The 24,879-nt window shown below is 73.8% G+C and carries 25 protein-coding genes; 12 read left to right on the forward strand and 13 right to left on the reverse strand.

What is annotated here, in order from left to right; genetic code table 11:
* Window positions 1-11 precede the first annotated feature (11 nt).
* A complete protein-coding gene (locus tag ACQY0Z_RS24325; RefSeq protein WP_189899220.1) occupies window positions 12-212 on the forward strand; it encodes a DUF7691 family protein in 201 nt (66 codons plus the stop codon).
* Between the two features lie 30 nt (window positions 213-242).
* Here the strand turns inward: ACQY0Z_RS24325 and ACQY0Z_RS24330 are convergent, their stop codons facing one another.
* The 3 genes from ACQY0Z_RS24330 to ACQY0Z_RS24340 form a co-directional block, all read right to left on the reverse strand.
* The gene (locus ACQY0Z_RS24330) at window positions 243-2,309 is read right to left on the reverse strand and encodes a neutral/alkaline non-lysosomal ceramidase N-terminal domain-containing protein (protein ID WP_254588490.1); all 2,067 of its coding nucleotides are present in this window, start codon (window positions 2,307-2,309) and stop codon (window positions 243-245) included.
* 179 nt (window positions 2,310-2,488) lie between these two features.
* On the reverse strand, window positions 2,489-4,084 hold the full coding sequence (locus ACQY0Z_RS24335; protein ID WP_439812803.1) for an alpha/beta hydrolase: 1,596 nt from the start codon (window positions 4,082-4,084) through the stop codon (window positions 2,489-2,491).
* 96 nt (window positions 4,085-4,180) lie between these two features.
* Window positions 4,181-4,900 (reverse strand): peptidyl-tRNA hydrolase, encoded by a 720-nt coding sequence (locus ACQY0Z_RS24340; protein ID WP_189899215.1) that lies wholly within the window; start codon window positions 4,898-4,900, stop codon window positions 4,181-4,183.
* Window positions 4,901-5,052: 152 nt separating this feature from the next.
* Between ACQY0Z_RS24340 and ACQY0Z_RS24345 the strand changes: the two genes are divergently transcribed.
* Window positions 5,053-5,418, forward strand: a complete 366-nt coding sequence (locus tag ACQY0Z_RS24345; protein WP_189899214.1) for a gas vesicle structural protein GvpA — start codon at window positions 5,053-5,055, stop codon at window positions 5,416-5,418.
* A 91-nt stretch (window positions 5,419-5,509) separates the two neighbouring features.
* Here ACQY0Z_RS24345 and ACQY0Z_RS24350 read toward each other — a convergent pair whose 3' ends face one another.
* From ACQY0Z_RS24350 to ACQY0Z_RS24360, 3 genes are all read right to left on the reverse strand, one after another.
* Window positions 5,510-5,701, reverse strand: a complete 192-nt coding sequence (locus tag ACQY0Z_RS24350) for a hypothetical protein (RefSeq protein WP_019523443.1) — start codon at window positions 5,699-5,701, stop codon at window positions 5,510-5,512.
* Between the two features lie 18 nt (window positions 5,702-5,719).
* Window positions 5,720-6,562 carry a polysaccharide deacetylase family protein gene (locus ACQY0Z_RS24355; RefSeq protein ID WP_381731557.1) on the reverse strand — a complete coding sequence of 281 codons (843 nt, stop codon included), beginning with the start codon at window positions 6,560-6,562 and terminating at the stop codon, window positions 5,720-5,722.
* A gap of 107 nt (window positions 6,563-6,669) precedes the next feature.
* Window positions 6,670-8,196: an FAD-dependent oxidoreductase gene (locus ACQY0Z_RS24360; RefSeq protein ID WP_439812804.1), complete on the reverse strand. Its 1,527-nt coding sequence runs from the start codon at window positions 8,194-8,196 to the stop codon at window positions 6,670-6,672.
* Between the two features lie 115 nt (window positions 8,197-8,311).
* Between ACQY0Z_RS24360 and ACQY0Z_RS24365 the strand changes: the two genes are divergently transcribed.
* Both ACQY0Z_RS24365 and ACQY0Z_RS24370 read left to right on the forward strand, forming a co-directional pair.
* Window positions 8,312-8,674, forward strand: a complete 363-nt coding sequence (locus ACQY0Z_RS24365) for a metalloregulator ArsR/SmtB family transcription factor (RefSeq protein WP_189899211.1) — start codon at window positions 8,312-8,314, stop codon at window positions 8,672-8,674.
* A 49-nt stretch (window positions 8,675-8,723) separates the two neighbouring features.
* Window positions 8,724-9,209, forward strand: a complete 486-nt coding sequence (locus ACQY0Z_RS24370; RefSeq protein WP_189899210.1) for an SRPBCC family protein — start codon at window positions 8,724-8,726, stop codon at window positions 9,207-9,209.
* Between the two features lie 66 nt (window positions 9,210-9,275).
* Here the strand turns inward: ACQY0Z_RS24370 and ACQY0Z_RS24375 are convergent, their stop codons facing one another.
* The 3 genes from ACQY0Z_RS24375 to zapE form a co-directional block, all read right to left on the reverse strand.
* On the reverse strand, window positions 9,276-10,673 hold the full coding sequence (locus tag ACQY0Z_RS24375; RefSeq protein WP_347225448.1) for an alkaline phosphatase PhoX: 1,398 nt from the start codon (window positions 10,671-10,673) through the stop codon (window positions 9,276-9,278).
* A 362-nt stretch (window positions 10,674-11,035) separates the two neighbouring features.
* Entirely contained in the window at window positions 11,036-12,484 is a 1,449-nt protein-coding gene (locus ACQY0Z_RS24380; RefSeq protein WP_254587704.1) for a SulP family inorganic anion transporter, read from the reverse strand.
* Between the two features lie 562 nt (window positions 12,485-13,046).
* A complete protein-coding gene (gene zapE, locus ACQY0Z_RS24385; protein ID WP_254587703.1) occupies window positions 13,047-14,186 on the reverse strand; it encodes a cell division protein ZapE in 1,140 nt (379 codons plus the stop codon).
* Here zapE and ACQY0Z_RS24390 point away from each other — a divergent pair.
* From ACQY0Z_RS24390 to msrB, 4 genes are all read left to right on the forward strand, one after another.
* Window positions 14,185-14,979, forward strand: a complete 795-nt coding sequence (locus tag ACQY0Z_RS24390) for a pyrimidine reductase family protein (RefSeq protein ID WP_189899208.1) — start codon at window positions 14,185-14,187, stop codon at window positions 14,977-14,979. The genes zapE and ACQY0Z_RS24390 overlap by 2 nt on opposite strands.
* A gap of 229 nt (window positions 14,980-15,208) precedes the next feature.
* Window positions 15,209-15,682, forward strand: coding sequence for a hypothetical protein (locus ACQY0Z_RS24395; RefSeq protein WP_026243616.1), 474 nt, complete (start codon window positions 15,209-15,211; stop codon window positions 15,680-15,682).
* A gap of 81 nt (window positions 15,683-15,763) precedes the next feature.
* Window positions 15,764-17,152: a UDP-N-acetylmuramate--L-alanine ligase gene (gene murC / locus ACQY0Z_RS24400; RefSeq protein WP_439812805.1), complete on the forward strand. Its 1,389-nt coding sequence runs from the start codon at window positions 15,764-15,766 to the stop codon at window positions 17,150-17,152.
* A 14-nt stretch (window positions 17,153-17,166) separates the two neighbouring features.
* Window positions 17,167-17,574 (forward strand): peptide-methionine (R)-S-oxide reductase MsrB, encoded by a 408-nt coding sequence (msrB, locus tag ACQY0Z_RS24405; RefSeq protein ID WP_189899204.1) that lies wholly within the window; start codon window positions 17,167-17,169, stop codon window positions 17,572-17,574.
* A 17-nt stretch (window positions 17,575-17,591) separates the two neighbouring features.
* On the opposite strand, the gene ACQY0Z_RS24410 is transcribed toward msrB, so the two are convergent.
* Window positions 17,592-18,965 (reverse strand): hypothetical protein, encoded by a 1,374-nt coding sequence (locus ACQY0Z_RS24410; protein ID WP_439812806.1) that lies wholly within the window; start codon window positions 18,963-18,965, stop codon window positions 17,592-17,594.
* Between the two features lie 115 nt (window positions 18,966-19,080).
* Between ACQY0Z_RS24410 and ACQY0Z_RS24415 the strand changes: the two genes are divergently transcribed.
* On the forward strand, window positions 19,081-20,343 hold the full coding sequence (locus tag ACQY0Z_RS24415; protein ID WP_439812807.1) for a molybdopterin-dependent oxidoreductase: 1,263 nt from the start codon (window positions 19,081-19,083) through the stop codon (window positions 20,341-20,343).
* Between the two features lie 23 nt (window positions 20,344-20,366).
* Window positions 20,367-20,807, forward strand: coding sequence for a hypothetical protein (locus tag ACQY0Z_RS24420; protein WP_189899329.1), 441 nt, complete (start codon window positions 20,367-20,369; stop codon window positions 20,805-20,807).
* Here the strand turns inward: ACQY0Z_RS24420 and ACQY0Z_RS24425 are convergent.
* The 3 genes from ACQY0Z_RS24425 to ACQY0Z_RS24435 are packed head-to-tail and all read right to left on the reverse strand — an operon-like array spanning window position 20,728 to window position 22,921.
* Entirely contained in the window at window positions 20,728-21,549 is an 822-nt protein-coding gene (locus tag ACQY0Z_RS24425) for a class I SAM-dependent methyltransferase (protein ID WP_439812808.1), read from the reverse strand. The genes ACQY0Z_RS24420 and ACQY0Z_RS24425 overlap by 80 nt on opposite strands.
* Window positions 21,546-22,166 carry a TIGR04282 family arsenosugar biosynthesis glycosyltransferase gene (locus ACQY0Z_RS24430; protein ID WP_439812809.1) on the reverse strand — a complete coding sequence of 207 codons (621 nt, stop codon included), beginning with the start codon at window positions 22,164-22,166 and terminating at the stop codon, window positions 21,546-21,548. The genes ACQY0Z_RS24425 and ACQY0Z_RS24430 overlap by 4 nt, the downstream gene beginning before the upstream one ends.
* On the reverse strand, window positions 22,163-22,921 hold the full coding sequence (locus tag ACQY0Z_RS24435; RefSeq protein ID WP_381727307.1) for a glycosyltransferase family 2 protein: 759 nt from the start codon (window positions 22,919-22,921) through the stop codon (window positions 22,163-22,165). The genes ACQY0Z_RS24430 and ACQY0Z_RS24435 overlap by 4 nt, the downstream gene beginning before the upstream one ends.
* A gap of 105 nt (window positions 22,922-23,026) precedes the next feature.
* Here ACQY0Z_RS24435 and ACQY0Z_RS24440 point away from each other — a divergent pair, with 105 nt between their 5' ends.
* Window positions 23,027-23,758, forward strand: coding sequence for a response regulator transcription factor (locus ACQY0Z_RS24440; RefSeq protein WP_189899194.1), 732 nt, complete (start codon window positions 23,027-23,029; stop codon window positions 23,756-23,758).
* Window positions 23,759-23,763: 5 nt separating this feature from the next.
* A complete protein-coding gene (locus ACQY0Z_RS24445) occupies window positions 23,764-24,873 on the forward strand; it encodes an ATP-binding protein (protein ID WP_189899326.1) in 1,110 nt (369 codons plus the stop codon).
* The last annotated feature ends 6 nt before the right edge of the window (window positions 24,874-24,879 follow it).

The following is a 24,879-nucleotide window of genomic DNA, read 5'->3' on the forward strand; positions in this document are numbered from 1 at the left end:
GGATGAGCGCCGTGAGTCGAGTGATCACGTACAACACGGCCACGAGGGCCGACGTCCTGTCCTGCCTCGGAGCGGGCGAGAAGCTCACGGCTGAGCAGCACCGCGTCCTCGGCATGGTGCGGGAGCGGGCCGAGGCCGCCCAGGAGGACCACGCGACGAAGGCCATCGACTGGTACGACCAGGACACGATCTTCTTCTCGATCACCGGCTGAGCCGACGCCCCCGCGCCGGCCCGGGCAGCCTCACCGCACCTGGAACGCCGTCGACACACCCTCGATCGACGAGATCTTCCCGCCCAGGCTCTTCGCGTCGCCGTGGTAGACGACGCGGTAGGTGCCCGAGGGGGTGCCCTGGGGGATGTCCCAGGTGATGGTCACCTTGGACGCGGCGATGCCGTCGCGGGCCCAGTGGAAGCGGGTCCCCCAGTCGCCGTCGTCCGCGACGGTGCGCCACGCGCCGCCGGAGTCGCGCCGCTCGATCCGGAGGTACGTGTCGCCGCGGTGCAGGTCGTTGCCCGGGTGTGCGCCGGCGAAGACGACCTCGACGCGTTCCCCGGTCCGGTAGTTCTCCCGCGGCGGCACCAGCACGTCGCCGAACTTCCGGAACAGCGGCGGCGCGTCCAGCACCACGCCGGGCTGGAGCGTGAGCGCCTTGCCGGTGAGGTCCGGCGGCTCGGGCCCGAGCGGCAGGTCCGTGCCGTCGCGCAGGGAGACCGCCAGCTCGGCCGCGGTCTGCTGGAGCGCGGGGAGCTGCCAGCGCCCGAAGAGGGTGCTGCCGCCCTCGTACTGCTGGGCGTCGTACTCCTCCGGCGTGGTCACGTAGTGGAAATAGGAGTTGCTGTACCCGGCGACCAGGACGTCGTCGAGGTCCGCGCCGACGATGCCGGCGACCGTGCGCCGCAGCCGCAGGCCCGCGCAGACGGTGACCTCGCCAGGGATGCCGATGAGGTACAGGCCGCCGATGCGCACCAGCATCACCGGCACCCGCTCCTGCACCCACGGGTAGATCCGGTTCATCTCCCCGATCGGCACGAAGACGTCCTTCGGCGCCTGCGCCTGCTTCAGCTCGGGGGAGACCGTGTAGACGACGGAGTTGGAGATCGCGTCCCAGAAGGGGTTGTCGCCCTCGTCGAAGCCGGGGAAGGCCGGCCCGTCCTCCAGGCTGCCCGCCGCCATCGACGCGCCGACGCACGGCTTGGAGGTGCGGTGGGTCTTCCCGTCGCCGGTGAACTCCGGACGCACGGTGACGTCGGACAGGTCGATGTACACCAGCCGCGAGTCGACCGGCCCGGACAGCCGCGTGCCCGGCGTGTCCGCCTGCGCCGCGGCCGCCTCGTACTGGCGCAGCCCGCTGGTGCGGGTGGCCTCGAAGTCGGCGGGCGTCGTGGGCGGCACCAGGTCCAGGTTGGGCGACATGTCGCCGCTGTTGGTCTGGGCGAACGCCGACACGAACTCCGGTGCGCCGTCGGCGAGATAGTCCACGCCGTGGACCTCGCGCTCCCAGTGGTAGGCGGCGTAGCCCTTGTTGTCGGCGCTGATCAGACGGTTGTCGCCGGACATGCTGGTGCCGTGCACCGGGAACCAGTTGACCGCCCCGACCGTGCGGCCCTCCCGCTCCACCCGCAGCAGAGTGGTCAGGGTGTCGACGCCGTCCGGGAAGTGGTCCCGGTCCTCCTTAGGGTTGCGATCGAAGGCGGTGCGCGAGCGGTTGGCGCTGACGCCGGTCAAGGTGCCGTGGCTGAGCAGCAGTTCGGACGGGGCGAGGTCCTCGTGCGCGTTGCGCGCCGCCTCGAACAGGCCGTCCGCCACCGCCTCGAAGGTCGCCTTGTGGAAGCCGAACGTCGTGGTGTTGTAGAGGAGATGGTGCGCGTAGCCGCCGGGGCCCGCGTGGGTGTGGGTGGCGGTGATGAGGACGTTCTGCTCGGTGTACGTGTCGCCGTACGCCTGCCTCAGCCGCCGCAGCACCGCGCGGTGCACGCTCTCGAAGATCATGGGGGAGTCGGCGACGATCAGCAGCACACGGCGTCCGCTCGTCTGCTCGGCCACGACGAACGCCCGCGCCCGCAGCCGGGTGTGGAGCCCCGCCGCCTGCTGGTCGAAGCGGCCGTAGCCCATCATGCCGACCTCGGCGACCTCACCCGTGGCGTCGGAGATCCCCCGGCCGACGAGATACCCGCCGCCGCTTCCCGAAGCCGCGGCGGCAGCGGCGCCCGGTGCGACCAGATGCGCGCCCGCGAGGCCCAGGCCGGTGACGGCGCCCGCCCTGAGGACGGTCCTGCGGCTGTGCGAGGGAGGACGTTCCGCGGTCATACGCTGCTCCTCAGGCTCGGTCGGCCCCCCGGCGGACGAAACATGAACAACATTCAAGTTCCGCGCCTCATTGGTACACCGGCCGCCATGAACACGGCAAGAGTCGTGCGCGCGTACGACGCGGCCGGCCCGGTGGTCCGTTCCTCACGGACCACCGGGCCGGCTCCCACACGGTGAAGCTATTCCTTGCCCTGGAGCGGCTCCCGCTCGCACACGGCCCCCGCCGCCGGCACCGTGCCGTCCAGCAGATACGCGTTCACGGCCTTCCGCACGCAGGTGTTGCCGGAGTCGTACGCGCCGTGGCCCTCGCCCTCGTAGGTGAGTTCCACGCCGACGCCCTTGCCGAGCCGCTCCGCCATCCGCGCGGCGCCCTGGTACGGCGTCGCGGGGTCGCCGGTGTTGCCGACGAGGAGGATCGGCGGCGCGCCGGGCGCGCTCACGTCCGGGTGTTCGGCCTTGCCCCGCACCGGCCAGTCGGTGCACTCCAGCGCGCCCCACACCATGGTGTCGCCGAAGATCGGGGACGCCTTCTCGAACGCGGCGGCCTGTTCCAGCACGTCGTCGACGGTGTAGCGGTCGCTGCGGTCGGCGCAGGTGACGGCGGTCTGGGCGTCCTCCTGGTCGCTGTAGCCGCCGGCGTGCCGGCCGCTGAGGGCGTCCGCGAGACCGAGCAGCGTCTCGCCCTCGTCGGCGGCGAGCAGTTGCAGGCCCACCTCCAGCGCGGGCCACGCGGTCTCCAGGTAGAGCGCCTGGATGACGGCGTCGACGAACTGGGAGCCGGTGAACACCCTCTCCCCGCCGACGGACAGCGGCTCGTCGTCCAGCTTCTCCTCCAGTTCCATGACGAGCTGTGCGACCTCCTCCGGGGTGTCGCCGAGCGCGCAGCCGGTGTCCACGCACCACCGGGCGAAGTGCTCGAAGGCCATCTGGAACCCGCCCGCCTGCGCCAGCGCCCCCTCCATCTGGTCCAGCGTCGGGTCGACGACGCCGTCCAGGACGGCCCGGCCCACGTTCCGGGGGAACAAGTGGGCGTAGACGCCGCCGAGTTCGGTGCCGTAGGAGATCCCGAAGTAGTGCAGCTTGTCGTCGCCGAGCAGATGGCGCAGCAGGTCCATGTCGCGGGCGGCGTCCTCGGTGCCCACGTGCGGCAGCACGCGGCCCGACTCCCGCTCGCAGGCGTCGGCGTACCGCTGCCGCGCCTGGAGCAGGGCGGTCACCTCGTCGTCGCCGTCGTCGGGGGTGCCGTCCTGCTCGTCCGTCGCCTGCGCCGCCTCGGCGTCCAGGCAGGTCACCCCGGCGCTCGCGCCGACCCCGCGCGGGTCGAAGCTCACGAGGTCGTAGCGGGAACGGAGTTGCTCGTAGTCGGGGGCGAGGGCGGGCAGGGTGGCCACGCCGGACTCGCCGGGCCCGCCGAAGTTGAACAGCAGCGAGCCGATGCGGTCGGCGGCGTCCGCGCGGGACGCCGCCCGGATCAGAGCCACGTCGACGGTCTCACCGTCGGGTCTGTCCCAGTCCAGCGGCGCCCGCACGGTGGCGCACTGCCAGCGGGTGCCGTCCGGCAACGGCTGGGGCGCGTCTCCGCCGCCTTGCAGGGGGGACGGTGCGGGGCAGTCCTTCCAGGTGAGGGACTGCGCCCATATCCGTCCGCGGTCGTCCTCCTCGCCGCCTCCGCCTCCGGCCCCGCCCTCGCCGGCCGGGCCGCAGGCGGCCAGGGAGGCGGAGAGCAGGACGGCGCCGGACAGCAGGGCAGCGGCTGTCGTACGTCGTGTCGGCATGCGCCCAGCCTCAGGCGGGCCATCGGCGGCCGCACGGCCGTCCGATCCATCCGGGGGACGGCCGGGTCGGCACCATCCATCCGGGGGCGCCCCGGGTCAGCGCAGCGCCGGGTGGTCCGCCACCACGGTGCAGGAGCCGGGGGCGATCTCCGTGAAGCCCGCGTCGCGCACGGTGGGCAGGCCGGAGCCGGTCAGGGCGGGCCAGCCGGCGGGGTCGGCGGTGCGCACGGCGAGCGGGAAACCGGCCGCGCGCCAGGCCTCGCGGGCCGCGTCCGGCAGTTCCCACCAGGCGAGTTGGGCGCCGTGCCCGGCCTGGGCCATCGCCTTGCCCGCGGACATCTCCAGCTCGGGGTTCATCCAGAGCGTGGGCACACCGGGGTCCGCGGGCGGCACCGGGTCCGGGTCGTCGAGGTCGGTGCCGGACACCTGGAGCCGGGCCAGGTCCTTCGGCCAGCCGTCCAGCGGCACCGGCGGGAACACCCGCACCTCGGCCGACTTCCCGGTCACGGTGATCCCGGGGAGCGCCTCCGCGCGCCGCCACTCCGCGCCGCGCGCCCGCCGCACCACCTTGCGGATCCGGGCGTCCTGCCAGTCGCGGATCGCCCGCGCCCACTCGCCGTCGCCGACCGACCGCTCGTCGGTCAGCATCACCAGCACCGCGCGGGCCGCCGTCTCCAGCGCGTCCGTCCGCGCCGGCGGCGAGCCGCGCTCGATACGGACCACCAGCGGCAGCACGAACTGCGGCGCCGCGTCGCGGTCACCCGGGTCGGGTCGGAAGGGGCTGTCGGGGGCGGGTGTCGTCCGGTCGTCGTTCACCTGCCCAGTGTGCCAAGCGGGACGGGGGTGATGCCGGACGGGGCAGTGCCGGGCGGGACGGGAGCGATGCCGGGCGGGGCGCCGCCGGCGGCACCGGCGGACATCAAGGGGCGCCGAGGGGGCACCAGGGTGGGGGAAGGGACTGATACGCGATGACTCAGGCGGTGCCGCAGCGTGGCGGAGGAGGCTCCAGTGGTCTCTACGACGTACTGGAACTGATCCTCGACCGGGGGCTGGTGATCGACGCGTTCGTGCGCGTGTCCCTGGTCGGGATCGAGATACTCAAGATCGACATTCGCATCGTGGTGGCGAGCGTCGACACCTACCTGCGCTTCGCCGAGGCGTGCAACCGGCTGGACCTGGAGTCCGGCCCGCGCAAGCCCGCCGGACTGACCGAACTCCCCGACAAGATGCGGGAGTCGGGCTCCAAGGGGGCGACCAAGGGCATCCTGTCCGGTGCCGCGGAGACGATCTCCGAGGCCTTCCAGTCCGCCCGTGAGGAACCGAGGCGGCGGTAGCGGCACCGCGTCGTGAGCCGCGCGCGGGATCAGGGCCACGCCCCCGCCCGGCGGACGGCCCCGACGACAGCGCGCACGGACTCGGCTCCGGTCAGCCCGAGCAGGCCGTGCGTTCCGCCTCGCGCCACTCGCAGACCGGGCACAGCGTGATGCCCTTGTACGACTCGGGGTACTCCGTGGGCTCCTGGCACTGGACGCACGCCGCGTACGGCGGGCCGTCCGCCTTCGGCGGGCGCTCGGTGCCGACGAGGCAGTAGTCGCGGTCGGTCACGTCGTCGCTCATGCCTCCAGCGTAGGACGGTCAGCCGCGTCCGTTCGCCGTGCCGATCAGTTCCGACACCTTCACGAAGCGGTAGCCCTGGCGGCGCAGCTCCGGGACGACCGTCCGTACGGCCTCCTCCGTCGTCGGGGCGGCGCTGCGGGTGCAGTGCAGGACGACCACCGAACCGGGGCGCACCCCGTCCAGCACCTGCCGGGCCACCGCGTCCGGGTCGGTGGCGAAGGCGTCGCCGCCGACGACGTCCCACTGCACGGCCGTGACACCGGCCGGGGTGAGCGCCTTCAGCGCCCGCCGGTCGTAACACCCGCCCGGGAAGCGGAAGTACGGCATCGGCTCGGGCACGCCCACCGCACGGAACACCTGGTACGCCCGCTCCACATCGGCCCGCATCCGCTCCTCCGGGACCGTGGGCAGGCCGTAGCAGTCGGCGGTGAAGGCGTAGTGGCTGTAGGAGTGGTTGGCGACCTCGAAGAGGGGGTCACGGCCGATGGCGCGGGCCTGCTCCGGGTACTCCTCGGCCCACCGCCCGGTCATGAACACGGTCGCCGGCACCTTCAGGTTCTTGAGCGTCTCGATCAACCCCGGATGGTCGAACCGCTCGCCCGCCGCGGCCCGCGGACCCTGGTCGGCGGTCATGTCGGCGTCGAAGGTGAGGGCAACGGTCTTCCCGGCGTCGCGCGGCCCGTGCTCGAACATCGGGACGCCCCCCGCGGGACCCGCGGCGAGCGTGGGCGGCGCCGACGGGGCGGCGGGGGAGGGCGCGGGGGCGGGAGGCCGCGCGGCCGGTTCGGTGGAGGAGCCGCACGCGGTGAGGGCGGCGGCGAGGGCACAGGCGGCGATAACACGACGTGAAAGTGTGATCACCGTATGACAGTAGGGCGGGGGTCGACGGTGACCGCCGCGGCTCGGTCGGTGGCGACCGCACGCTCACCCGGTCGGAGGCGGACGGCCCCCTCCGACCGGGGGCCGGTTCAGATGTCCCGCCGCTCCAGCGGCTTCGTCGCCGGCCCTTGCACCACGTTCCCCTCCGTGTCGAAGCGGGAGCCGTGGCACGGGCACTCCCAGGCGCGTTCGGCCGCGTTGAAGTCGACCAGGCAGCCCATGTGGGTGCAGCGGGCGGAGAGCGCGTGCAGGGTGCCTTCGTCGTCGCGGTACACCGCCAGGCGGCCGCCCTCCGTGCGGACCACCGCGCCCTCGCCCGGCGGCAGTGCCTCCACCGGGGGCGTCGGGCGCAGACGGTCGCCGACGAAGTGCTTGGCGACCTGCGCCTGGTGCTTGAGGAAGGCCGGCGCCTCCCGCACGGCCGAGGCCACGCGCCGTGGGTCGTACAGACCCGCCCACGCGCACTCCCCGCCCGTGATCAGCGCGGTCAGCAGCCGGCCCGCCATCATGCCGCCGCTCATGCCCCAGCCGCCGAAGCCGGTGGCCACGTACGAGTGCCGGGCGCCCTGGTGCAGCGGGCCGACCAGCGGCACCGTGTCGGTGGGGTCGTTGTCCTGCGTGGCCCAGAAGTACGTCAGCTCCACACCCGGGAAGTGCCGGCGCGTCCACTGCGCCAGCCGGTCGAAGCGGGCGCGGGTGTCGCCCGTGCCCGGGGTGAAGTGCTCGCCGGTGACCACCAGCAGCCGGCGGGAGGCGTCGTCGCCGTAGGGCGCGGTGCGCACCGAGCGGGAGCCGCCGTACGGGGTGATGTACATGCCCTCCGGGTCCAGCTCCGCCGGCACCGGTCCCGCGACGACCAGCTCGCGGCGCGGGGAGAGGCGGGTGAACAGCAGCGCGCGGTCGAAGACCGGGTAGTGGGTGGCGACCACGACGTCCCGGGCCGTCACGAACGCCCCGGTCGAGGTCGACAGGCGGCAGGGTTCGCCCTCCTCCAGACCCAGCACCGTGGTGTCCTCGTACAGGCGTCCGCCGTGCGCCTCGATGTCGTCGGCGAGCGCCAGCAGGTACTTGCGCGGATGGAACTGCGCCTGCTCCGGCACCTCCACCGCCCCCGCCACCGGGAACGGCAGCCCCGTCTCCGTCACGAACGACGCCGGCAGACCCGCCTCCCGCGCGGCCCTCGCCTCCGCGCGCACCTCATCCACCCGGTCCGCGTCCGTGACGTACGTGTACGAGCTCCGCCGCTCCCACTCGCAGTCGACGCCCAGCTCCTCCACCACCCCGGCGGTGCGCTCGATCGCCTCCGCCTGCGACCGGGCGTACAGCCGCGCGCCCTCGCTGCCGCGGGTGCGGCGCAGCTTGTCGTAGACCAGCGAGTGCAGCGCGGTGACCTTCGCGGTGGTGTGCCCGGTGACGCCCGCCGCGAGCCTGCCCGCCTCCAGCACGGCGACGCTGCGCCCCGCCCTGGCCAGCTCCCACGCCGTGCACAGACCGGCGATGCCGCCGCCGATCACCGCCACGTCGACCTCCAGGGGGTCGGACAGCGCGGGGCGGCGCTCCCCGCCGGGCGCGGTGTTCAGCCAGTACGAGTCACCCGAGTGCTGCTTCTCCGTCATGCGGGGGCGAGTACCCCGGTGCGGGGGCTTCACGGCGGGCGGAACGGGCGCCGTGCGGTTGCCGGCGGCGCCGTGCGGTTGCCGGAGGGCGGTCGCGGGCGTAACGTACAACCAAATGGTTGTAGATGGGATGGACGAGGCCGACCGGGCCGTGGACCGGCTGTTCCACGCGCTGGCCGACGCGACGCGGCGCGACATGCTGCGCCGCTGCGTCCGCGGTGAGCTGTCCGTGTCACGGCTGGCCGCCGCGTACCCGATGAGCTTCGCCGCGGTGCAGAAACACGTCACGGTGCTGGAGCGGGCGGGGCTGGTCACCAAGGAGCGGCGCGGACGGGAACAGCTCGTACGCACCGACCCCGACGCGGTGGCCCGCGCGCGGCAGGCCCTCGACGCGCTGGAGTCGGCCTGGCGGGCCCGCGTGGACCGGATGTCCGGCCTGCTCTCCGAGGAGGAGGGCGGCGGCCCGGACACCGGCTGAGGCCCGCGTACGGAAGCGACAGGAACGCCAACAGGAAAGGACCGGACGGATGACTCTCACCCGTGTCGACAAGGACGTCGACGCTCTCACGTTCACCCTCGTCGCGGACTTCACCGCACCGGTGGAGCGGGTCTGGCAGCTGTGGGCCGACCCGCGGCTGCTGGAGCGCTGGTGGGGCCCGCCCGGATTCCCGGCGACCGTCGAGGAGCACGACCTCACCCCCGGCGGCGGCGTGAAGTACTACATGACCGGGCCGGAGGGCGAGAAGTACGGCGGCTGGTGGCGGATCTCGTCGGTCACGCCGCCGACGTCCCTCGAGTTCACCGACGGTTTCGCCGACCAGGACGGGAAGCCGGACCCGGAGATGCCGGTCACCACGGTCCGGATGACGCTCACCGGGCACGAGGACGGCACGCGCATGGAGCTGCGGTCCGTGTTCGACACCCGGGAGCAGATGGAGCGGCTGGCCGAGATGGGCATGGTCGAGGGCATGAGCCAGGCCGTCGGCCAGATGGACGCGCTGCTGAAGGACTGACGGAAGGGGAGAGGGAGGGCGGGCGCGGCACTCGCCCGCCCTCCCTCCCATCCGTACCTTCCGCTGTTACCGGCGCCAGGGGCCGGTCACGGCGAACGTCGTGCCCGGGTCGTAGACGTTGACGTACATCGTCCGGCCGTCCGGGGAGAACGTGACGCCCGCGAACTCGCCCCACTCCGGGTCCTCGGCCGTGCCCGTGTTCTGGCGGTTGCGCGCCATCGGGTAGACCTCGCCGCGCCGGGTGACGCCGTACACGTGCTGGGCGCCGCCGCCGTCCTCACACACCATCAGACCGCCGCTGGGCGCGAGGCAGATGTTGTCCGGGGACTCGCCGGGCAGCTGGATGTCGGTGTCCGGGCCGAAGACGATCACCAGAGTGAGGCGGCGGCGGTCAGGGTCGTAGCGCCAGATCTGGCCGTAGTGGTCGGCGGCCGACCCGTCCGAGGCGCGGGCGAAGGACGACACGAAGTAGACGGAGCGGCCGCCCCAGTAGCAGCCCTCCAGCTTCTGCGCGTGGGTGATGCCCTTCGGGCCGAAGTCCTGGAAACGGATGGGCGTTTCGGCGGCCAGCGGGTCGGGGACGTCCACCCACTCGATGTCGTCGAAGCGGGCGCCGATCTCCTGGATCGAGGACAGGTCCGGCACGCCGGGCACCCGCATCGCCTGGAGCTTGCCGCCCGCGCGCAGCGAACCCGTGCCGCCGAGCGGCTTCTTCGGCAGGAAGCGGTAGAACAGGCCGAAGGGGCGCTCGAAGGCGTCCTCCGTCTCGTAGACCACGCCCCGCTGCGGGTCCACCGCGATCGCCTCGTGCTGGAAGCGGCCCATAGCGGTCAGCGGTACGGCGCCGGTGCGGCGCGGGTCGGCGCCGTCCACCTCGAAGATGAAGCCGTGGTCCTTGGTGTAGCCGTTGGTGCCGGCCCTGTCCTCGGTCTCCTCGCAGGTCAGCCAGGTCTTCCACGGGGTGGGCCCGCCCGCGCAGTTGACGGCCGTGCCGGCGATGGCCACCCGCTCGTCGACCACGCGGCCGCTGCGGTCGAGGGTGAGCGCGGTACACCCGCCCTTGCCCTGCGGGTCGTACGTCAGCCCGTCGATCACCGGGACCGGGGCTCTGCCGGTGTGGCGGTTCTCGTGGTTGCGGACCAGGTGGGTACGGCCGTGCCGGCCGGCGAAGGCGGCCATGCCGTCGTGGTTGGAGGGGACGGGGCCCTCACCGGAGCGGAGCTGGTCGCCCTCCCTGGAGAGCACGGTGTAGCGGAATCCCTTGGGCAGGTCGAGCAGTCCGTCGGGGTCGGGAACCAGGTCGCCGTAGCCGTGGTGGCCGAGGTTCTGCGCGGCCGCGGTCTCGGTGAACAGTTCGGAGAGGGCGCCGGTGAAGGCGATACCGACACCGACGGCGCCGGAACGGGCGAGCATCTGGCGCCGGGTTGTTGCCGTGGAGCCGTGGGGGGACCCGTTTTCTGACATGGGGAAACCTTCCTGCTGGCGGACAGGAACTGTGACCCCGCCGTGTCTATCACCTGCCGCCGATCACGGGAACCACGCGACCCGCATGTGTCCCGGGAACCTGGCCCGGCCCCCGGCTTCCCACGGGGCGCTTCGCACCCCGGTGAGTCGCACCCCGGTGAGTCGTGCCTCGGGGAAGTGGCGGCCCCGGAAGCCGGGGGCCGGGCCCGTCCCGGCGCACGCGTGCGCCGGGACGGGCCCGCGGGCCCTGGCCCCGCTCAGGGGCCCGCACCCCAGCCAGCCGGGGAGCCGGCCCCGCGCCCGGACCGGCCCGGGGCCGAGTCGCGCCCGGAACCGGCGAACCCCCGGAGGGCACCGCAGCGTCAGCCGGTCAACCGCACCGGCGGTGCATCCGCCCCGTGCCGTTCCGCCCAGTGGCTCAGGGCCGTGCTGACCGCGTGGTCCAGGTGGTGCAGGGACGTGAGGTCGAGTTCGACCGGGCGGTCCTGGGGGAGGGACTCCAGGGTGTCCAGGATCTTCGGGAGGCGCAGGAACGTCGCGTTGCCGGAGAGGTGGACCTGAATGGGGCCCGCGCCCTTGTCCATGACCTCCAGCTTGACCTTCGAGGACTCCCAGGCCGTCTTCACCACCGACAGCGCCAGACCGATCAGCACGCCCTCGAACATGTTCACCACGACGATCGACACGGCCGTGACGACCAGGATCAGCGCCTCGCCCCGCTGGCCGCGCCACAGGGAGACCAGCCCCCGGAACGGGATCAGCTTCCAGCCGGCGTGGATCAGGATGCCCGCCAGCGCCGGCAGCGGGATCCACGCGAGGGCGGACGGCAGCAGCGCCGCGAACAGCAGCAGCCACACCCCGTGCAGCACCCGGGACGCCTTGGTTCTGGCGCCCGCCTGGACGTTGGCCGAGCTGCGCACGATGACCGCGGTCATGGGCAGCGCGCCGAGCAGACCGCAGACCGTGTTGCCCGCGCCCTGCGCCATCAGCTCCCGGTTGTAGCGGGTGCGCGGACCGGTGTGCAGCCGGTCCACCGCCGCCGCGCTGAACAGGCTCTCCGCGGAGGCGATGAGGGCGAAGGCGAGAATCGTGCCCAGCACGCCCACGTCCGTGAGGACACCGAAGGCGTCGGCTCCGGGCGGCTGGACGGACGCGAGCAGGCCCGTCACCTCGACCGTGGAGACCGGCACGGCGAACGCCGCCGTGACCGCCGTCGCCAGCAGCACCGCGGCGAGCGCGCCCGGCACGGCCCCGGCCGGTCCGGGCAGGCGCCGCCACAGCACCATCACCACGACGGTGCCCGCGCCGACCGCCAGCGAGGCGAGCGCCTCCCGGCCGGCGAGCGCGTCCGCGGCGGCCCCGGGCATCCCGAGGAGCTTGTCGACGCCCCCGGCGGGCGCCTCGAGCCCGGCGGCGGCATAGAGCTGGCCGGCGATGAGGACCAGGCCGATGCCGGCCAGCATGCCCTCGATCACCGACAACGACATCGCCCGGAACCAGCGGCCGAGCCGCAGCGCCCCCATGGCGAGCTGGAGCAGCCCGGCCACGAGCACGATCACGCCGAGCGCGGGGAGCCCGTAGGAGTCCACCGCCTGGTAGACCAGCACGGTGAGTCCGGCGGCGGGGCCGGACACCTGGAGGCTGCTGCCCGGCAGCAGGCCGGTCACCAGACCGCCCACGATGCCGGTGACGAGGCCGAGTTCGGCGGGGACCCCGGAGGCGACGGCGACGCCGACGCAGAGCGGGAGGGCGACGAGGAACACGACGAGCGAGGCGGCGACGTCCTGCCGCAGATGCGGGAAGCGGTGCACGCGGGCCCTCACCGGGTCCGGCACGCCCGGCGGGCGCGGCGCTGGGCGTCGGCGGGGGGCGGTACGGCACCGGGGGACAGGCGCCCGGAAGGTGTCGCGGCGGACGGTTCGGGGCGCCGGCCGGACGAGCGGGGGTGGTCGACGTAAGGGCGGTGCATCTGTTTCCTCCTGGCGCGTGTGGGGACGCGTCGGACGGGCATGACGAGGACCGGTCCCGCTGATCACCGGCCCGCGTGGTGACGGGCCGTATGCGCGGATGCGAAGGCCGCGGAAGGCGCGGGACGGGGTGGCCGAGGTAAAGCGACGGCAAGGGCCCGGGGTGCGGCCGTCGGTCGCCCGACCTCGCAACACGCGCACCTGACAAGGTGGTTCGCACCGTGTGCCACAGGTCCGCGCAAGGTCAACGGTTGGTCAAGAAACACGGTAACCCTGCGTGGCCGTTTGCACCGTCTCATCGGAGGGCCGCGCCGCACTCAGCCCGAAAAGAACACATGGGTTGGCGGGATCACTTCCGTGGCCGCCGATGGTCCGTTCGGGTGTCGAACGTCCGTGCGGCGAGGTGTCAGACGGTGTCCGCGAGCCGCTTGGCGTCCCTGGCCAGAGCGGTGAGCCGGGAGATCGCCCGGAAGTACTTCTTGCGGTAGCCGCCCTTCAGCATCTCCTCGCTGAACAGCTGGTCGAACGGCAGCCCCGACGCGAGCACCGGCACCTCACGGTCGTAGAGCCGGTCCGCGAGGACCACGAGCCGCAGCGCGGTCGACTGGTCCGGCACCGGCCGCACCCCGGTGAGGCACACCGCGCCGATGCCGTCGGTGAGGGCGCCGTAGCGGCTGGGGTGGACCCGGGCGAGGTGGTCGAGGAGGTCGGGGAAGGCGTCCAGCGACGCGCCCTCGGTGGCGTGGGCCACCCGGGTCACCACGTCGTCGGAGTACGGCGGCGGCGCCTCGGGCAGGCCCCGGTGCCGGTAGTCCTCGCCGTCGATCCTGAGCGCGCGGAAGTGCGCCGACAGGCCCTGGATCTCCCGCAGGAAGTCGGCCGCCGCGAAGCGGCCCTCGCCGAGCTTGCCGGGCAGCGTGTTGGAGGTGGCGGCGAGCGCGACGCCCGCCTCGACCAGCTTGCCGAGCAGGGTCGAGACCAGGACGGTGTCGCCCGGGTCGTCCAGCTCGAACTCGTCGATGCACAGCAGCCGGTGCCCGGAGAGCGTCTTCACGGTCTGCTGGAAGCCCAGCGCGCCCACCAGGTTCGTCAGCTCCACGAACGTGCCGAACGCCTTGAGCGCCGGCTCGGCCGGGGTGGCGTGCCACAGGGAGGCCAGCAGGTGCGTCTTGCCGACGCCGTAGCCGCCGTCCAGATAGACGCCGCGCGGCCCGGAGGGGGCCTTCTTCGGGGCCTTGCCGAAGCCGAACAGCCGGCGCCGGCCCGAGTCCCCGCCCTGCTTCCCGTCGAGACCCGCCGCGAAGCCCTCGAGGACGCGCACGGCCTCGGTCTGGCTCGGCTGGTTCGGGTCCGGGATGTACGTACCGAAGCGGACGGCGTCGAACCGCGGCGGCGGCACCATCTCGGCGACGAGCCGGTCCGCGGGGACGTGCGGCTCGCGGGCGCACAGCGAGAGCGGAGCCACGTCGGCTATCGGACCGGGGCGGGAGGCAGCGGAGGACGACACGGTCCCCCATCGTACGGGGCGTGGAAGACTGCCTGACATGCGACGCCTGTTCCCCGTGACCGATGTGACCGACGAGACGGCAGCCGCCGGCGGGGCGGACGCCCGGGAGTGGAGCCTGGCCGAGCTGGCCGCCGCCTACGCCTACCCGGAGCCCGGTCCCGACGGCCCCGCGCCCTGGCTGCGGGGCAACATGGTCTCCACCCTCGACGGCGCCGCCCAGCACGAGGGCCGCTCGCAGCCCATCTCCTGCCCCGCCGACATGCGGATCTTCGGCGTGCTGCGGGCCCTCGCGGACGCGGTCGTGGTCGGCGCGGAAACGGTACGGCAGGAGGGCTACCGCCCGGCCCGCGCCCGGGCCGAGTTCGCCGCCGCACGCGAGGCCGCGGGACAGGGCCCGGCGCCCGCGATCGCGGTGGTCTCGGCGAGCCTGGACCTCGACTTCTCGCTGCCCCTGTTCACCTCTCCGCTGGTGCCCACCCTGGTCCTCACCGGCGCCGCCGCCGATCCGCAGCGCGTCGCCGCCGCCGAGAAGGCGGGCGCCCGCGTGGTCGTCGCGGGGGAGGGCGCCGGGGTGGACCCCGGCCGGGCCGTGCACGCTCTCGCCGAGCGGGGGCACACCCGCCTGCTGACCGAGGGCGGACCCCGGCTGCTCGGCCAGCTGATCGCCGCCGGCGTGCTGGACGAGCTCTGCCTCACCGTCTCCCCGATGCTCACGGCGGGTGACGCTCAGCGCATCGCCGGTGGACCCTCAGTGACAGTTCCGCGGCGGTTCACGCTGTCGTCGATGCTGGAGGAGGACGGATTCCTGTTCACGCGCTACCGGCGGGCCTGACCGGCCCGGCCGGGGGTGGAACCGCCTGTGGAAAGGACAACCGGTACGACGACGAAGCCTGCCGGTCCGGCGATCGGCGGAACCGCCGGCCCGTCCCGTGCGGTGAAGGGCGAGACTGAATCCGGCCGTACTCGCGCCCGCACGGGGAAGGATGATCTCCGCGGGGGCCTGGCTCGGCCCACGGAGCAGCGAGGGTCCGCGAGCCCTCCGAGGAGTAGAGGGGCGCCTGGTGTTCACAAGCGTACTGATGATCGAGAAGGCCCTGACGTCCGCCGACGTGGAGTTCGTCACCACCCTGCACGGCGACGAGCCGGTCGCCTTCCACGTCCTGCTCCAGCCACGCGGGGAACAGGCCGACCGGCTGCTGAGAGCCATCGACGACGTCGCGCTCGGCGAGATCGACGAGGCCGTGCGCGAGGCCGAGACCCCCGAGGGCGACGAGGCCCGGAGCATGGGGGAGCGGGCGCTCGAGGTGTCCCTGAAGGCGCTGCGCACCACCGGCGACACCGCCGAGGGCCGCCTCGTCGAGGACCACCCGCTGGACGCGTTGAGGAAGCTCGTCGAAGAGGTGAACGCGGACGAGGTGATCGTCCTGACCGACCCGCACTACGTGGAGGAGTTCTTCCACCGCGACTGGGCCTCCCGGGCCCGCCACAAGGTCGGGGTGCCGGTGCTGAAACTCTTCTCCCACAGCAAGGCATAGGCTGGGGCGGCGCTCTCGCGGCTCGGCACGCGAGGGCGCGAAGACCGTCGTCCCGCTCGTCGCACCACTGGGAGAACACGCATGGCACCCGGCCTTCCTACCGCCATGGACCGACCGCACTTCATCGGCATCGGCGGCGCCGGGATGTCGGGCATCGCCAAGATCCTCGCCCAGCGCGGCGCGAAGGTGGCCGGCAGCGACGCCAAGGACTCGGCGACCGCCGAGGCCCTGCGCGCCCTCGGCGTCACCGTGCACATCGGGCACGCCGCCGCGCACCTCGCCGACGACGCCAGCTGCGTCGTGGTCTCCTCCGCGATCCGCGAGGACAACCCGGAGCTGCGGCGCGCCGCCGAGCTGGGCATCCCCGTGGTGCACCGCTCCGACGCCCTCGCCGCCCTGATGGACGGCCTGCGCCCGATCGCGGTGGCCGGCACCCACGGCAAGACCACCACCACCTCCATGCTGGCGGTCGCCCTCACCGAGCTGGGCCGCGAGCCGTCGTACGCCATCGGCGGCGACCTGGACGCCCCCGGCTCCAACGCGCTGCACGGCGCGGGCGAGATCTTCGTCGCCGAGGCCGACGAGTCCGACCGCAGCTTCCACACGTACGCGCCCGAGGTCGCGATCATCCTCAACGTGGAACTGGACCACCACGCGAACTACGCGTCGATGGAGGAGATCCACGAGTCCTTCGAGACGTTCGTCGGCCGGATCGTCCCCGGCGGCACGCTGGTGATCTCCGCCGACCACGAGGGCGCCCGCGAGCTGACCCGCCGCCTGGACGGCTCCGTGCGGACCGTCACGTACGGCGAGTCCGCGGACGCCGACGTGCGGGTGCTGTCGGTCGTCCCGCAGGGCCTGAAGAGCGAGGTGACCGTCGAGCTGGACGGCGCCCCGCTCACCTTCACCGTGTCGGTGCCCGGCAGGCACTACGCGCACAACGCGGTCGCCGCCCTCGCCGCCGGTGTCGCGCTGGGCGTCCCCGCCGCCGAGCTGGCGCCCGCGCTGGCCGCGTACACCGGCGTCAAGCGCCGCCTCCAGCTCAAGGGCGAGGCGGCCGGCGTCCAGGTCATCGACTCCTACGCGCACCACCCCACCGAGATGACCGCAGACCTGGAGGCGATGCGTTCCGCCGCCGGGGACGCCCGCATCCTGGTGGTCTTCCAGCCCCACCTGTTCTCCCGCACCCGCGAGCTCGGCAAGGAGATGGGCGTCGCCCTCGCCCTCGCCGACGCCTTGCTGGTCCTCGACATCTACCCGGCCCGTGAGGACCCGATCCCCGGCGTCACCAGCGAGCTGATCATCGAGGCGGCCCGCGCGGCCGGCGCGGACGTGACGGCCGTCCACGACGCGGCGGAGGTCCCCGCGGCGGTCGCGGGAATGGCCGGGCCCGGCGATCTGGTTCTCACCATGGGAGCGGGCGACGTCACCGACCTCGGCCCGCGCATCCTGGACCGACTGCCGAAGTAAGGGGCTGGAACCTCATGCCGTACGACGTGGAGAAGCCGGACGAGCAGTGGCGCGCGGAGCTGTCGCCGTCCGAGTACGCGGTTCTGCGCCAGGCGGCGACGGAACCGGCCTTCACCGGTGAGTACACCGACACCAGGACCGAGGGCGTCTACTCCTGCCGTGCCTGCGGCGCGGAGCTGTTCACCTCGGACACCAAGTTCGAGTCGCACTGCGGCTGGCCGTCCTTCTACGACCCGAAGGACACCGACGCCGTCGAGCTGGTCGAGGACCGCTCGCACGGCATGGTGCGCACCGAGGTGCGCTGCGCCCGCTGCGGCTCGCACCTCGGGCACGTCTTCGAGGGCGAGGGCTACCCGACGCCCACGGACCAGCGGTACTGCATCAACAGCATCTCGCTGAAGCTGCGCACCGCCGGCTCCTGAGCCGCCGGCCCCGCTCCTCACCACCCGGTCAGCACCAGGTGGTTGAGGAGCAGGGCCAGTGCCGCCTGCCCGGCAAGCCATGCGCGCGGACCGGGCAGGTACGCGCAGGCGGGCAGCAGCCACAGGGCGAACGGCAGCCAGATGCGCTCCGTCTCCGCCTTGCTCATCCCGGACAGATCCGCGACCAGCAGCGCCACCAGCGCGGCCCCGACGAGGAGCGCCAGCCGGGGCGCCGGCTCCCGGAGGGCGGCCGCACGGCCGGACCTCCAGAGCTCCGCGCCGCCCCGACGCAGCCCCGCCACCGTCGCGGAGCCCACCATCAGCACCGTGCACGCCAGGTTCGCCCACACCCAGTAGCCGTACGGGCGGACACCGCCCGCGCCCTGGTAGTAGCGGGTCACCAGCAGCCGGTACGCCTCCCACCAGTCGAAGCCGAGCGCCGTGAACACGACCGGCGCCACCAGGAATCCGGCCACCACGTACGGCAGCGCCCGCAGTCGCCGCGTGCCCAGCAGCAGGACGGCAACGGCGGGCACCGCCATCAGGGTGAGCCCGTACGACAGGTACACCGTCAGGCCGAACAGCAGCCCCGCGCCGAGGCCCGTCCACACCGGGCGCCGGCCGGTGACGGCGAGGGACAGCAGGGCGAGCGCCCAGGCGGCGACCGCCGCGAACCAGCCGTCGGCGGACGTGCCCGTCCAGATCGCCGCGGGAGCGAGGACGAGGAAGGGCGCGCCCCGGCGCGCGAGGTCCTCGGAGGCGAGCCGCCGCACGGTGACCAGGACGGCGACGGCCGCCGTGGTGCCGGCGGTGAGGACGAACGCCCCGGCCCACGCCCCGCCGCCCAGCCCGATCCGGTCCAGCAGCACGAAGGTGAGCGTGGCGCCCGGCGGGTGCCCCGCCACGTGCGCCGGCCAGTTGTCGGGGGCGCCGATGAGGATGTGCGCGTGGAAGTCCCGCAGGGCCGCCGGGATGTCCTGGAAGCGGCCGATCACCTGGAGGTACTCGTGCCGGGTGGTCAGCCGTCCGGCGACCCCCCGCCGCCAGCCGTCGACCAGGGCCAGCGACCACGTCCAGGCGAGCGCCCCGCCCCACACGGCGAGCAGCAGCGGCCGCCACGGCAGCCGCGCCGCGACCGACGGCCCGCACGCCACCACCGCCACGGCGACCACGAGCGCGGCCGGGGTGCCCGGGCCGACGTGCGGCATCCAGTCGCCCACGAGGGGCGGCCGGCCGACGCGGAGGACGCCGTAGCGGTCCTGCAGGTGCGTGCCGATCAGGGCGGCGGCCAGGACCAGCAGCGCGGCGGCGGCCACGGCGCAGGTGTCGGCCGCCGCGCCGGGGCGGACACGCGGGCCGTGGAGGTCCGTGCGGTCAGGAGTGCGCTTCACGACGTCACACGCTAGGCCGCCCGGCCTGCGGCAAGCGGCTGACGAGCGGCGACGTCAGCGTTTCGTCACCGGTTGCGGACCCCTTCCGGGCACCGCGCCGACCTACCGTCGGCACATGGCACGGTCTTCCCTCCCCGGCCGCCTCCCGCGCGGCCCCTTCTCGCCGGACTTCTGGCGCAGCCCGCTGCGCGGCACCTGGTTCACCTCGGTGCTCGGCGTGGTGCTGCTCGCCGGCATCACGATCCTGTTCGTGACGGGCCTGGTGTCGTACGCGGCGTACAACCCGGATCTGTCGCCGGTGAACGACCGCACCCCCGACAAGGGCGTCCTCGGCTTCTACCTGTTCTCCTGGCCCACCGACCCGCCCTGGCTCTACCGGCTCACCCAGGGCGTCCACGTCACCCTCGGCCTGGGGCTCGTACCGGTGCTGCTGGCCAAGCTGTGGTCGGTCGTGCCGAAACTCTTCACCCTGCCGCCGGCCCGCTCCGTCACCCACGCCCTGGAGCGGATCTCGCTCATCCTGCTGGTCGGCGGCGCGCTGTTCCAGTTCGTCACCGGCATCCTCAACATCCAGCTCGACTACATCTTCCCCGGCTCGTTCTACTCCCTGCACTTCTACGGCGCGTGGGTCTTCTTCGGCGCGTTCCTCGCGCACGTCGTGCTCAAGGCGCCGGCTGCCTTCCGGAACTTGCGGCGCATGCGGCGCGGGGAGGACGAGGAGCCGGACGAGGAACTGACCGCGCCACGGCCGGACCCGCCGACCGTGACCCGGCGCGGCGCCCTCGGCCTGGTCGGCGGGGCCTCCCTGCTGCTCGTCGCCACCTCCGCCGGACGCAGCATCGACGGACCCCTGCGCCAGACCGCCGTCCTCGCCCCGCACGGCGGCCCCGAACCGGGCCACGGCCCCGGCGCGTTCCAGGTCAACAAGACGGCCGACCACGCCGGGATCCGCCCCGACGACACCACCGAGGAGACCTGGCGGCTGACCGTCACCGGCCGCACCCGGACCGTACGGCTCACCAGGGCCGACCTGCTCGCCATGGAGCAGCACGACGCCGCCCTGCCCATCGCCTGCGTCGAGGGCTGGTCCACCTCCGACCAGGCGTGGCGGGGCGTACGGCTGCGGGACCTCGCCGCGCTGGTCGGACACGACGAACCGGCCGACGTGTACGTGGAGTCGCTGCAACTGCGCGGCACCTGGCGGCACGCCGCCCTGAGCGCAGGTCAGGTCGCCGACGGGCGCTCCCTGCTGGCCCTGTCGGTCAACGGCGCCGACCTGACCCCGGACCACGGATACCCGGCCCGCGTCGTCGTCCCGGCCGCGCCCGGCGTGCTCAACACCAAGTGGGTCACACGGCTGACCTTCGGCGAGCTGTGAGGAGAGGTCCCGTGGCCGAGCGGATGCCCCGGCCGGTGCTGGGCAGTCCCTTCCATCTGCTGGTGCTGCTGTGCTCGTTCGCGCTCTGTGCTTACGCGGGGGTGCGGCTGCTCGACGGCGACTGGCTGATGATCACCGTCTGGTTCGTGGGCGCGGCGATCGTCCACGACCTGGTGCTGCTGCCGCTGTACGCGGCGGCCGACCGCGCCCTGATCACCGTCACGGCCGGCCGCACGGCCTGGGTGAACCACGTCCGCGTCCCGGCCGCCCTGTCCGGGCTGCTGCTCCTGGTGTGGTTCCCGCTGATCTCCGGCCGGGTGTCGGAGCGGTACCAGGCCGTCACCGCCCTCTCCGCCGACGGCTTCGCGGCCCGCTGGCTGCTGATCACTGCGGCGCTGTTCGGCGGGTCGGCGGTGCTGTTCGCGGTGCGTGGGGGGAGGAGGCGGCCGGGGGCGGGGAACTGACGGGGCTCCGGAGTGGCTCTGTCCGCGTCGCGGGCGTCCGCAGGGCCACGAAGGTGCGGGTGTCCGTGGACCATCGGTCCGCCACGCGCCAGCCGTCCGCGCGGGCGCGGCTCAGCAGGGCCGGGGTGCCGAGGCGCGCCCATGGGAAGGGGGTGCCCGGGGTGGTGTGCGGGGCGGTGAGCTGGACCGTGAGGCGTTCGTCGACGTCCGGGTACGGCACCGTCTCCACGAGAAGCAGGCCGTCCGCCGTGAGGAGCCGCGCCAGCCGGGCCAGCAGGGCGTGCGGGTCGCCGCCGATGCCGATGTTGCCGTCCATCAGCAGCGCCGTGTCCCAGCGCCCGGTGCCGGGCAGCCGGTCGAACACCGAGGCCCGCAGCGCCCGTCCGCCGCGCCGGACCGTGTGCGCCACCGCGGCCTCGCTGACGTCGATGCCGAGCGCCTGACGTCCCTGCCCGCCGAGCGCGGCCACCAGCCGGCCGGGTCCGCAGCCCACGTCCAGCACCGCGCCCTCGCAGCGGGCCAGGACGTCGAGGTCGGCCGGGTCAGGGTCCGCGCACCAGCGTTCCACGTCCAGCGGCAGCAGCCAGCCGTCCGTGCGGCGCAGGAAGAGCGGGCCCCGGCCCGCGCGTAGCGCGTCGGCGTACGGGTCGGCCGACCAGGCGGGGTCAGCGGTCGGGGAGGAACGGCCGGGGGTGCGCCGGGGGCCCAGGCGGGGCGTGGCCGTCGCGCGTGCCCCGCTCACCGGCGGGCCGCCGTCAGCCGGGCCAGCCGCGCGGCGAACCGCCCGCCAGGCGCCGCGTCCGCCACGGCCGCCGCGTCCTCGGCCGTGTCCACGTCCCGCAGCAACGGCAGGTCCCGTACCCGCAGCCCGTCAAGACGTCCCCGTTGCGCGGCCCCTGTGTGCGGCGTCGACATGGGCACCCCGCGCAGCAGCTCCGGATCGGGGTCGGCCAGGCCCAGCGCCCAGAAGCCGCCGTCCGCCGCCGGGCCGAACCAGGCGTCGCAGTCCGCGAAGTCCACCGTCAGCAGCTCCGGCGTCACCTGCGGGGTGTCCATGCCGATGAGCAGGGCGGGCCCGTCGCACCCGGCGAACGCGCCGGCCAGCCGCTCGTCGAGACCGCCCGAGCACTGCGGCACGACCTCCACACCGGCCGGCAGCCACGGCCCCGGCTCCCCGTCGAGGACCAGCACCCGCCGCCGCGCTGGCGTACGCACCACCGTGTCGAGGGTGTCGGCGAGCGCGGCCTCCGCCAGCGTCGCCGCCTCCTCCGGGGCGAACGGCGGGGTCAGCCTGGTCTTCACCCGGCCCGGCCGCGGCTCCTTGGCGATGACCAGCAGCGTCACCTCCGACGTCGTCACCGCGTCACTCCCTCGCGCCTGGACGGCTCCTGTTCGCGCGCGGGCGGCTCCTTGAGCACCCGGCTCATGTCCCGCACGGCCTGGAAGGTGCCGCGCCAGGTGCCGGTCACCTTGGAGGCGCCGGTGCGCGGGGTGTACGGCACGTCGTGCTCGGTGATCCGCCAGCCGGCGTCGGCGGCGCGCACCACCATCTCCAGCGGGTAGCCGCTGCGCCGGTCGGTCAGGTCCAGCGCGAGCAACTCCTCGCGCCGGGCCGCCCGCAGCGGGCCCAGGTCGCGCAGCCGCAGTCCGGTACGGCGGCGCAGCAGCAGGGAGAGGGCCGCGTTCCCGGCGCGGGCGTGCGGCGGCCAGGCGCCCCGCCCTTGCGGACGGCGCCGGCCCAGCACCAGGTCGGCCGCGCCCGCGCGGATCTCGTCGACGAACGGCACCAGCTCCGAGGGGTTCAGGGATGCGTCGCAGTCGCAGAAGCAGACGATCTCGGCGGTGGCCGCGGTCAGTCCGGCGTGGCAGGCGGCGCCGAAGCCGCGTTGCGTCTCGCGCACGACCGTGGCGCCGAGTTCGCGGGCGATGCGGTCGGAGCCGTCCGTGGAACCGTTGTCGACGACGAGCGCCCGCCAGCCGGGCGGGATGCGGCGCAGCACCCAGGGAAGTGCGGCGGCCTCGTCGAGACACGGCAGTACGACGTCCACGGGGGCCGTCGGGCCGCTCGGCGGTGGCTCGGGGATGGGTTCGGGGGAGGTGGTCACGGCTCTCACCCTACGAACGCGAAACGGGCATACCGGGCATCGGCTCCTTACGAAACTCGGACGTCCGCGCCCGCCCCGGACGCCTCGCGCGCGCGGGGTGCGAGGCTGGACGGCATGGAGCAGCCACCCACCGGCGACGGGGCCGGAGCCCGGGTCCTCGTCGTCGACGACGACCCCACCGTCGCCGAGATCGTCACGGGCTACCTCGACCGCGCCGGCTACGTCGTCGACCGGGCCGGCGACGGCCCCGACGCCCTCGCCCGCGCCGCCGCCCACCGGCCCGACCTGGTCGTCCTCGACCTCATGCTGCCCGGCATGGACGGCCTCGAGGTGTGCCGCAGGATGCGCGGGCAGGGTCCGGTGCCGGTCATCATGCTCACCGCGCGCGGCGACGAGGACGACCGGATCCTCGGCCTGGAGGTCGGGGCCGACGACTACGTCACCAAGCCGTTCAGCCCGCGGGAGCTGGTACTGCGGGTGGGGTCGGTGCTGCGGCGCGTGCGGCCGGTGGAAGACGCCTCCGGTGGTTCGGGGGTGCTGCGGGCCGCGGGGCTTGTGGTCGATCCCGGGGCTCGGAGGGTTACGAAGGGCGGGGCCGAACTTGCTCTGACCGTACGGGAGTTCGACCTGCTCGCATTCTTTCTGGCCCACCCCGGGCGCGCCTTCGCGCGTGAGGAGTTGATGCGGGAGGTGTGGGGCTGGGACTTCGGTGATCTGTCCACCGTGACCGTCCATGTGCGGCGGCTGCGCGGCAAGGTCGAGGACGACCCCGCCCGGCCCCGGCTCATCCGCACCGTGTGGGGCGTCGGTTACCGCTTCGACCCCGCTACGACGGAAGAGGGGTGAGCGTGGTGCGCGACGCTCTGCTCATCGCCCTGTTCGCGTTCCTCGGCGCCACCACGGCCGGGGTGCTCGGCGCGGGCGTCCTGCTGCTGATCCGCCGGCGGTCGCTGACCGCGCACCTCGCGGTCGTCGCCGCCGTCGCGGTCGCCGCGATGCTGGCGGGGACGCTGGCCGTCGCCCGCGCGATGTTCCTGTCGGCGCACGACCTGAGTGTGGTGACGACGGTGGTGGCCATGGCGGCGGTCGTCTCGCTCGTCACCGCGTTGTTGCTGGGGCGGTGGGTTGTCGCCCGGAGCCGTGAACTCGCCATGGCCGCCAGGTCGTTCGGGGACGGTGGGGACTTCGCCGCCCCGGACGGGCCGGCGACTGCTGAATTCGCCGCGCTGAGCCGGGAGTTGGAGGCCACCAGTGTGAAGCTCGCGGAGTCGCGGGACCGGGAGAGGGCGCTTGAGTCCTCGCGGCGTGAGCTAGTCGCCTGGATCTCGCATGATCTGCGGACGCCTCTTGCGGGGCTGCGGGCCATGGCGGAGGCGTTGGAGGACGGGGTGGCAGCCGAGCCCGACCGGTACCTCAAGCAGATCCGTACGGAGGTGGAGCGGTTGAACGAGATGGTCGGGGACCTTTTCGAGCTGTCCCGGATTCACGCGGGGGCGTTGTCGCTGTCGCCCGCGCGGATGAGTGTGTACGACCTTGTCGGTGACGCGCTGGCCGGGGCGGATCCGCTCGCTCGTGAGCACGGGGTGCGGCTCGTGGGGGACGGGGTGGAGCCTGTGCCGGTGGAGGTGGACGGGCGGGAGATGAGTCGGGTGCTGGGGAATCTGCTCGTGAACGCGATCCGGCGGACGCCGGAGGACGGGACGGTCGCGGTGTCCGCGCGGCGGGCGGGGGAGGGGGTTGTGTTGTCCGTGACGGACGGGTGCGGGGGGATTCCCGAGGAGGATCTGCCTCGGGTGTTCGACACGGGGTGGCGGGGGAGCGATGCGAGGACGCCTCCGGCGGGGGCGGGGTTGGGGTTGGCGATCGTCCGGGGGATTGTGGAGGCGCATCGGGGGAGGGCGGTGGTGCGGAATGTCGAGGGTGGGTGTCGGTTCGAGGTGACGTTGCCTCTGGCGGGGTGAGGGTTC

Source organism: Streptomyces sp. P9-2, from assembly GCF_051903975.1.
Classification (GTDB): Bacteria; Actinomycetota; Actinomycetes; order Streptomycetales; family Streptomycetaceae; genus Streptomyces; species Streptomyces cellulosae.

What these genes read in the sequence shown, in the direction of transcription:
- ACQY0Z_RS24330 (WP_254588490.1), bottom strand. Translation starts at nt 2,309, where the DNA reads ATGACCGCGGAACGTCCTCCCTCGCACAGCCGCAGGACCGTCCTCAGG.
- ACQY0Z_RS24335 (WP_439812803.1), bottom strand. Translation starts at nt 4,084, where the DNA reads ATGCCGACACGACGTACGACAGCCGCTGCCCTGCTGTCCGGCGCCGTC.
- ACQY0Z_RS24345 (WP_189899214.1), top strand. Translation starts at nt 5,053, where the DNA reads ATGACTCAGGCGGTGCCGCAGCGTGGCGGAGGAGGCTCCAGTGGTCTC.
- ACQY0Z_RS24350 (WP_019523443.1), bottom strand. Translation starts at nt 5,701, where the DNA reads ATGAGCGACGACGTGACCGACCGCGACTACTGCCTCGTCGGCACCGAG.
- ACQY0Z_RS24360 (WP_439812804.1), bottom strand. Translation starts at nt 8,196, where the DNA reads ATGACGGAGAAGCAGCACTCGGGTGACTCGTACTGGCTGAACACCGCG.
- ACQY0Z_RS24365 (WP_189899211.1), top strand. Translation starts at nt 8,312, where the DNA reads ATGGTTGTAGATGGGATGGACGAGGCCGACCGGGCCGTGGACCGGCTG.
- ACQY0Z_RS24370 (WP_189899210.1), top strand. Translation starts at nt 8,724, where the DNA reads ATGACTCTCACCCGTGTCGACAAGGACGTCGACGCTCTCACGTTCACC.
- ACQY0Z_RS24375 (WP_347225448.1), bottom strand. Translation starts at nt 10,673, where the DNA reads ATGTCAGAAAACGGGTCCCCCCACGGCTCCACGGCAACAACCCGGCGC.
- ACQY0Z_RS24390 (WP_189899208.1), top strand. Translation starts at nt 14,185, where the DNA reads ATGCGACGCCTGTTCCCCGTGACCGATGTGACCGACGAGACGGCAGCC.
- zapE (WP_254587703.1), bottom strand. Translation starts at nt 14,186, where the DNA reads ATGTCAGGCAGTCTTCCACGCCCCGTACGATGGGGGACCGTGTCGTCC.
- murC (WP_439812805.1), top strand. Translation starts at nt 15,764, where the DNA reads ATGGCACCCGGCCTTCCTACCGCCATGGACCGACCGCACTTCATCGGC.
- msrB (WP_189899204.1), top strand. Translation starts at nt 17,167, where the DNA reads ATGCCGTACGACGTGGAGAAGCCGGACGAGCAGTGGCGCGCGGAGCTG.
- ACQY0Z_RS24415 (WP_439812807.1), top strand. Translation starts at nt 19,081, where the DNA reads ATGGCACGGTCTTCCCTCCCCGGCCGCCTCCCGCGCGGCCCCTTCTCG.
- ACQY0Z_RS24420 (WP_189899329.1), top strand. Translation starts at nt 20,367, where the DNA reads ATGCCCCGGCCGGTGCTGGGCAGTCCCTTCCATCTGCTGGTGCTGCTG.
- ACQY0Z_RS24440 (WP_189899194.1), top strand. Translation starts at nt 23,027, where the DNA reads ATGGAGCAGCCACCCACCGGCGACGGGGCCGGAGCCCGGGTCCTCGTC.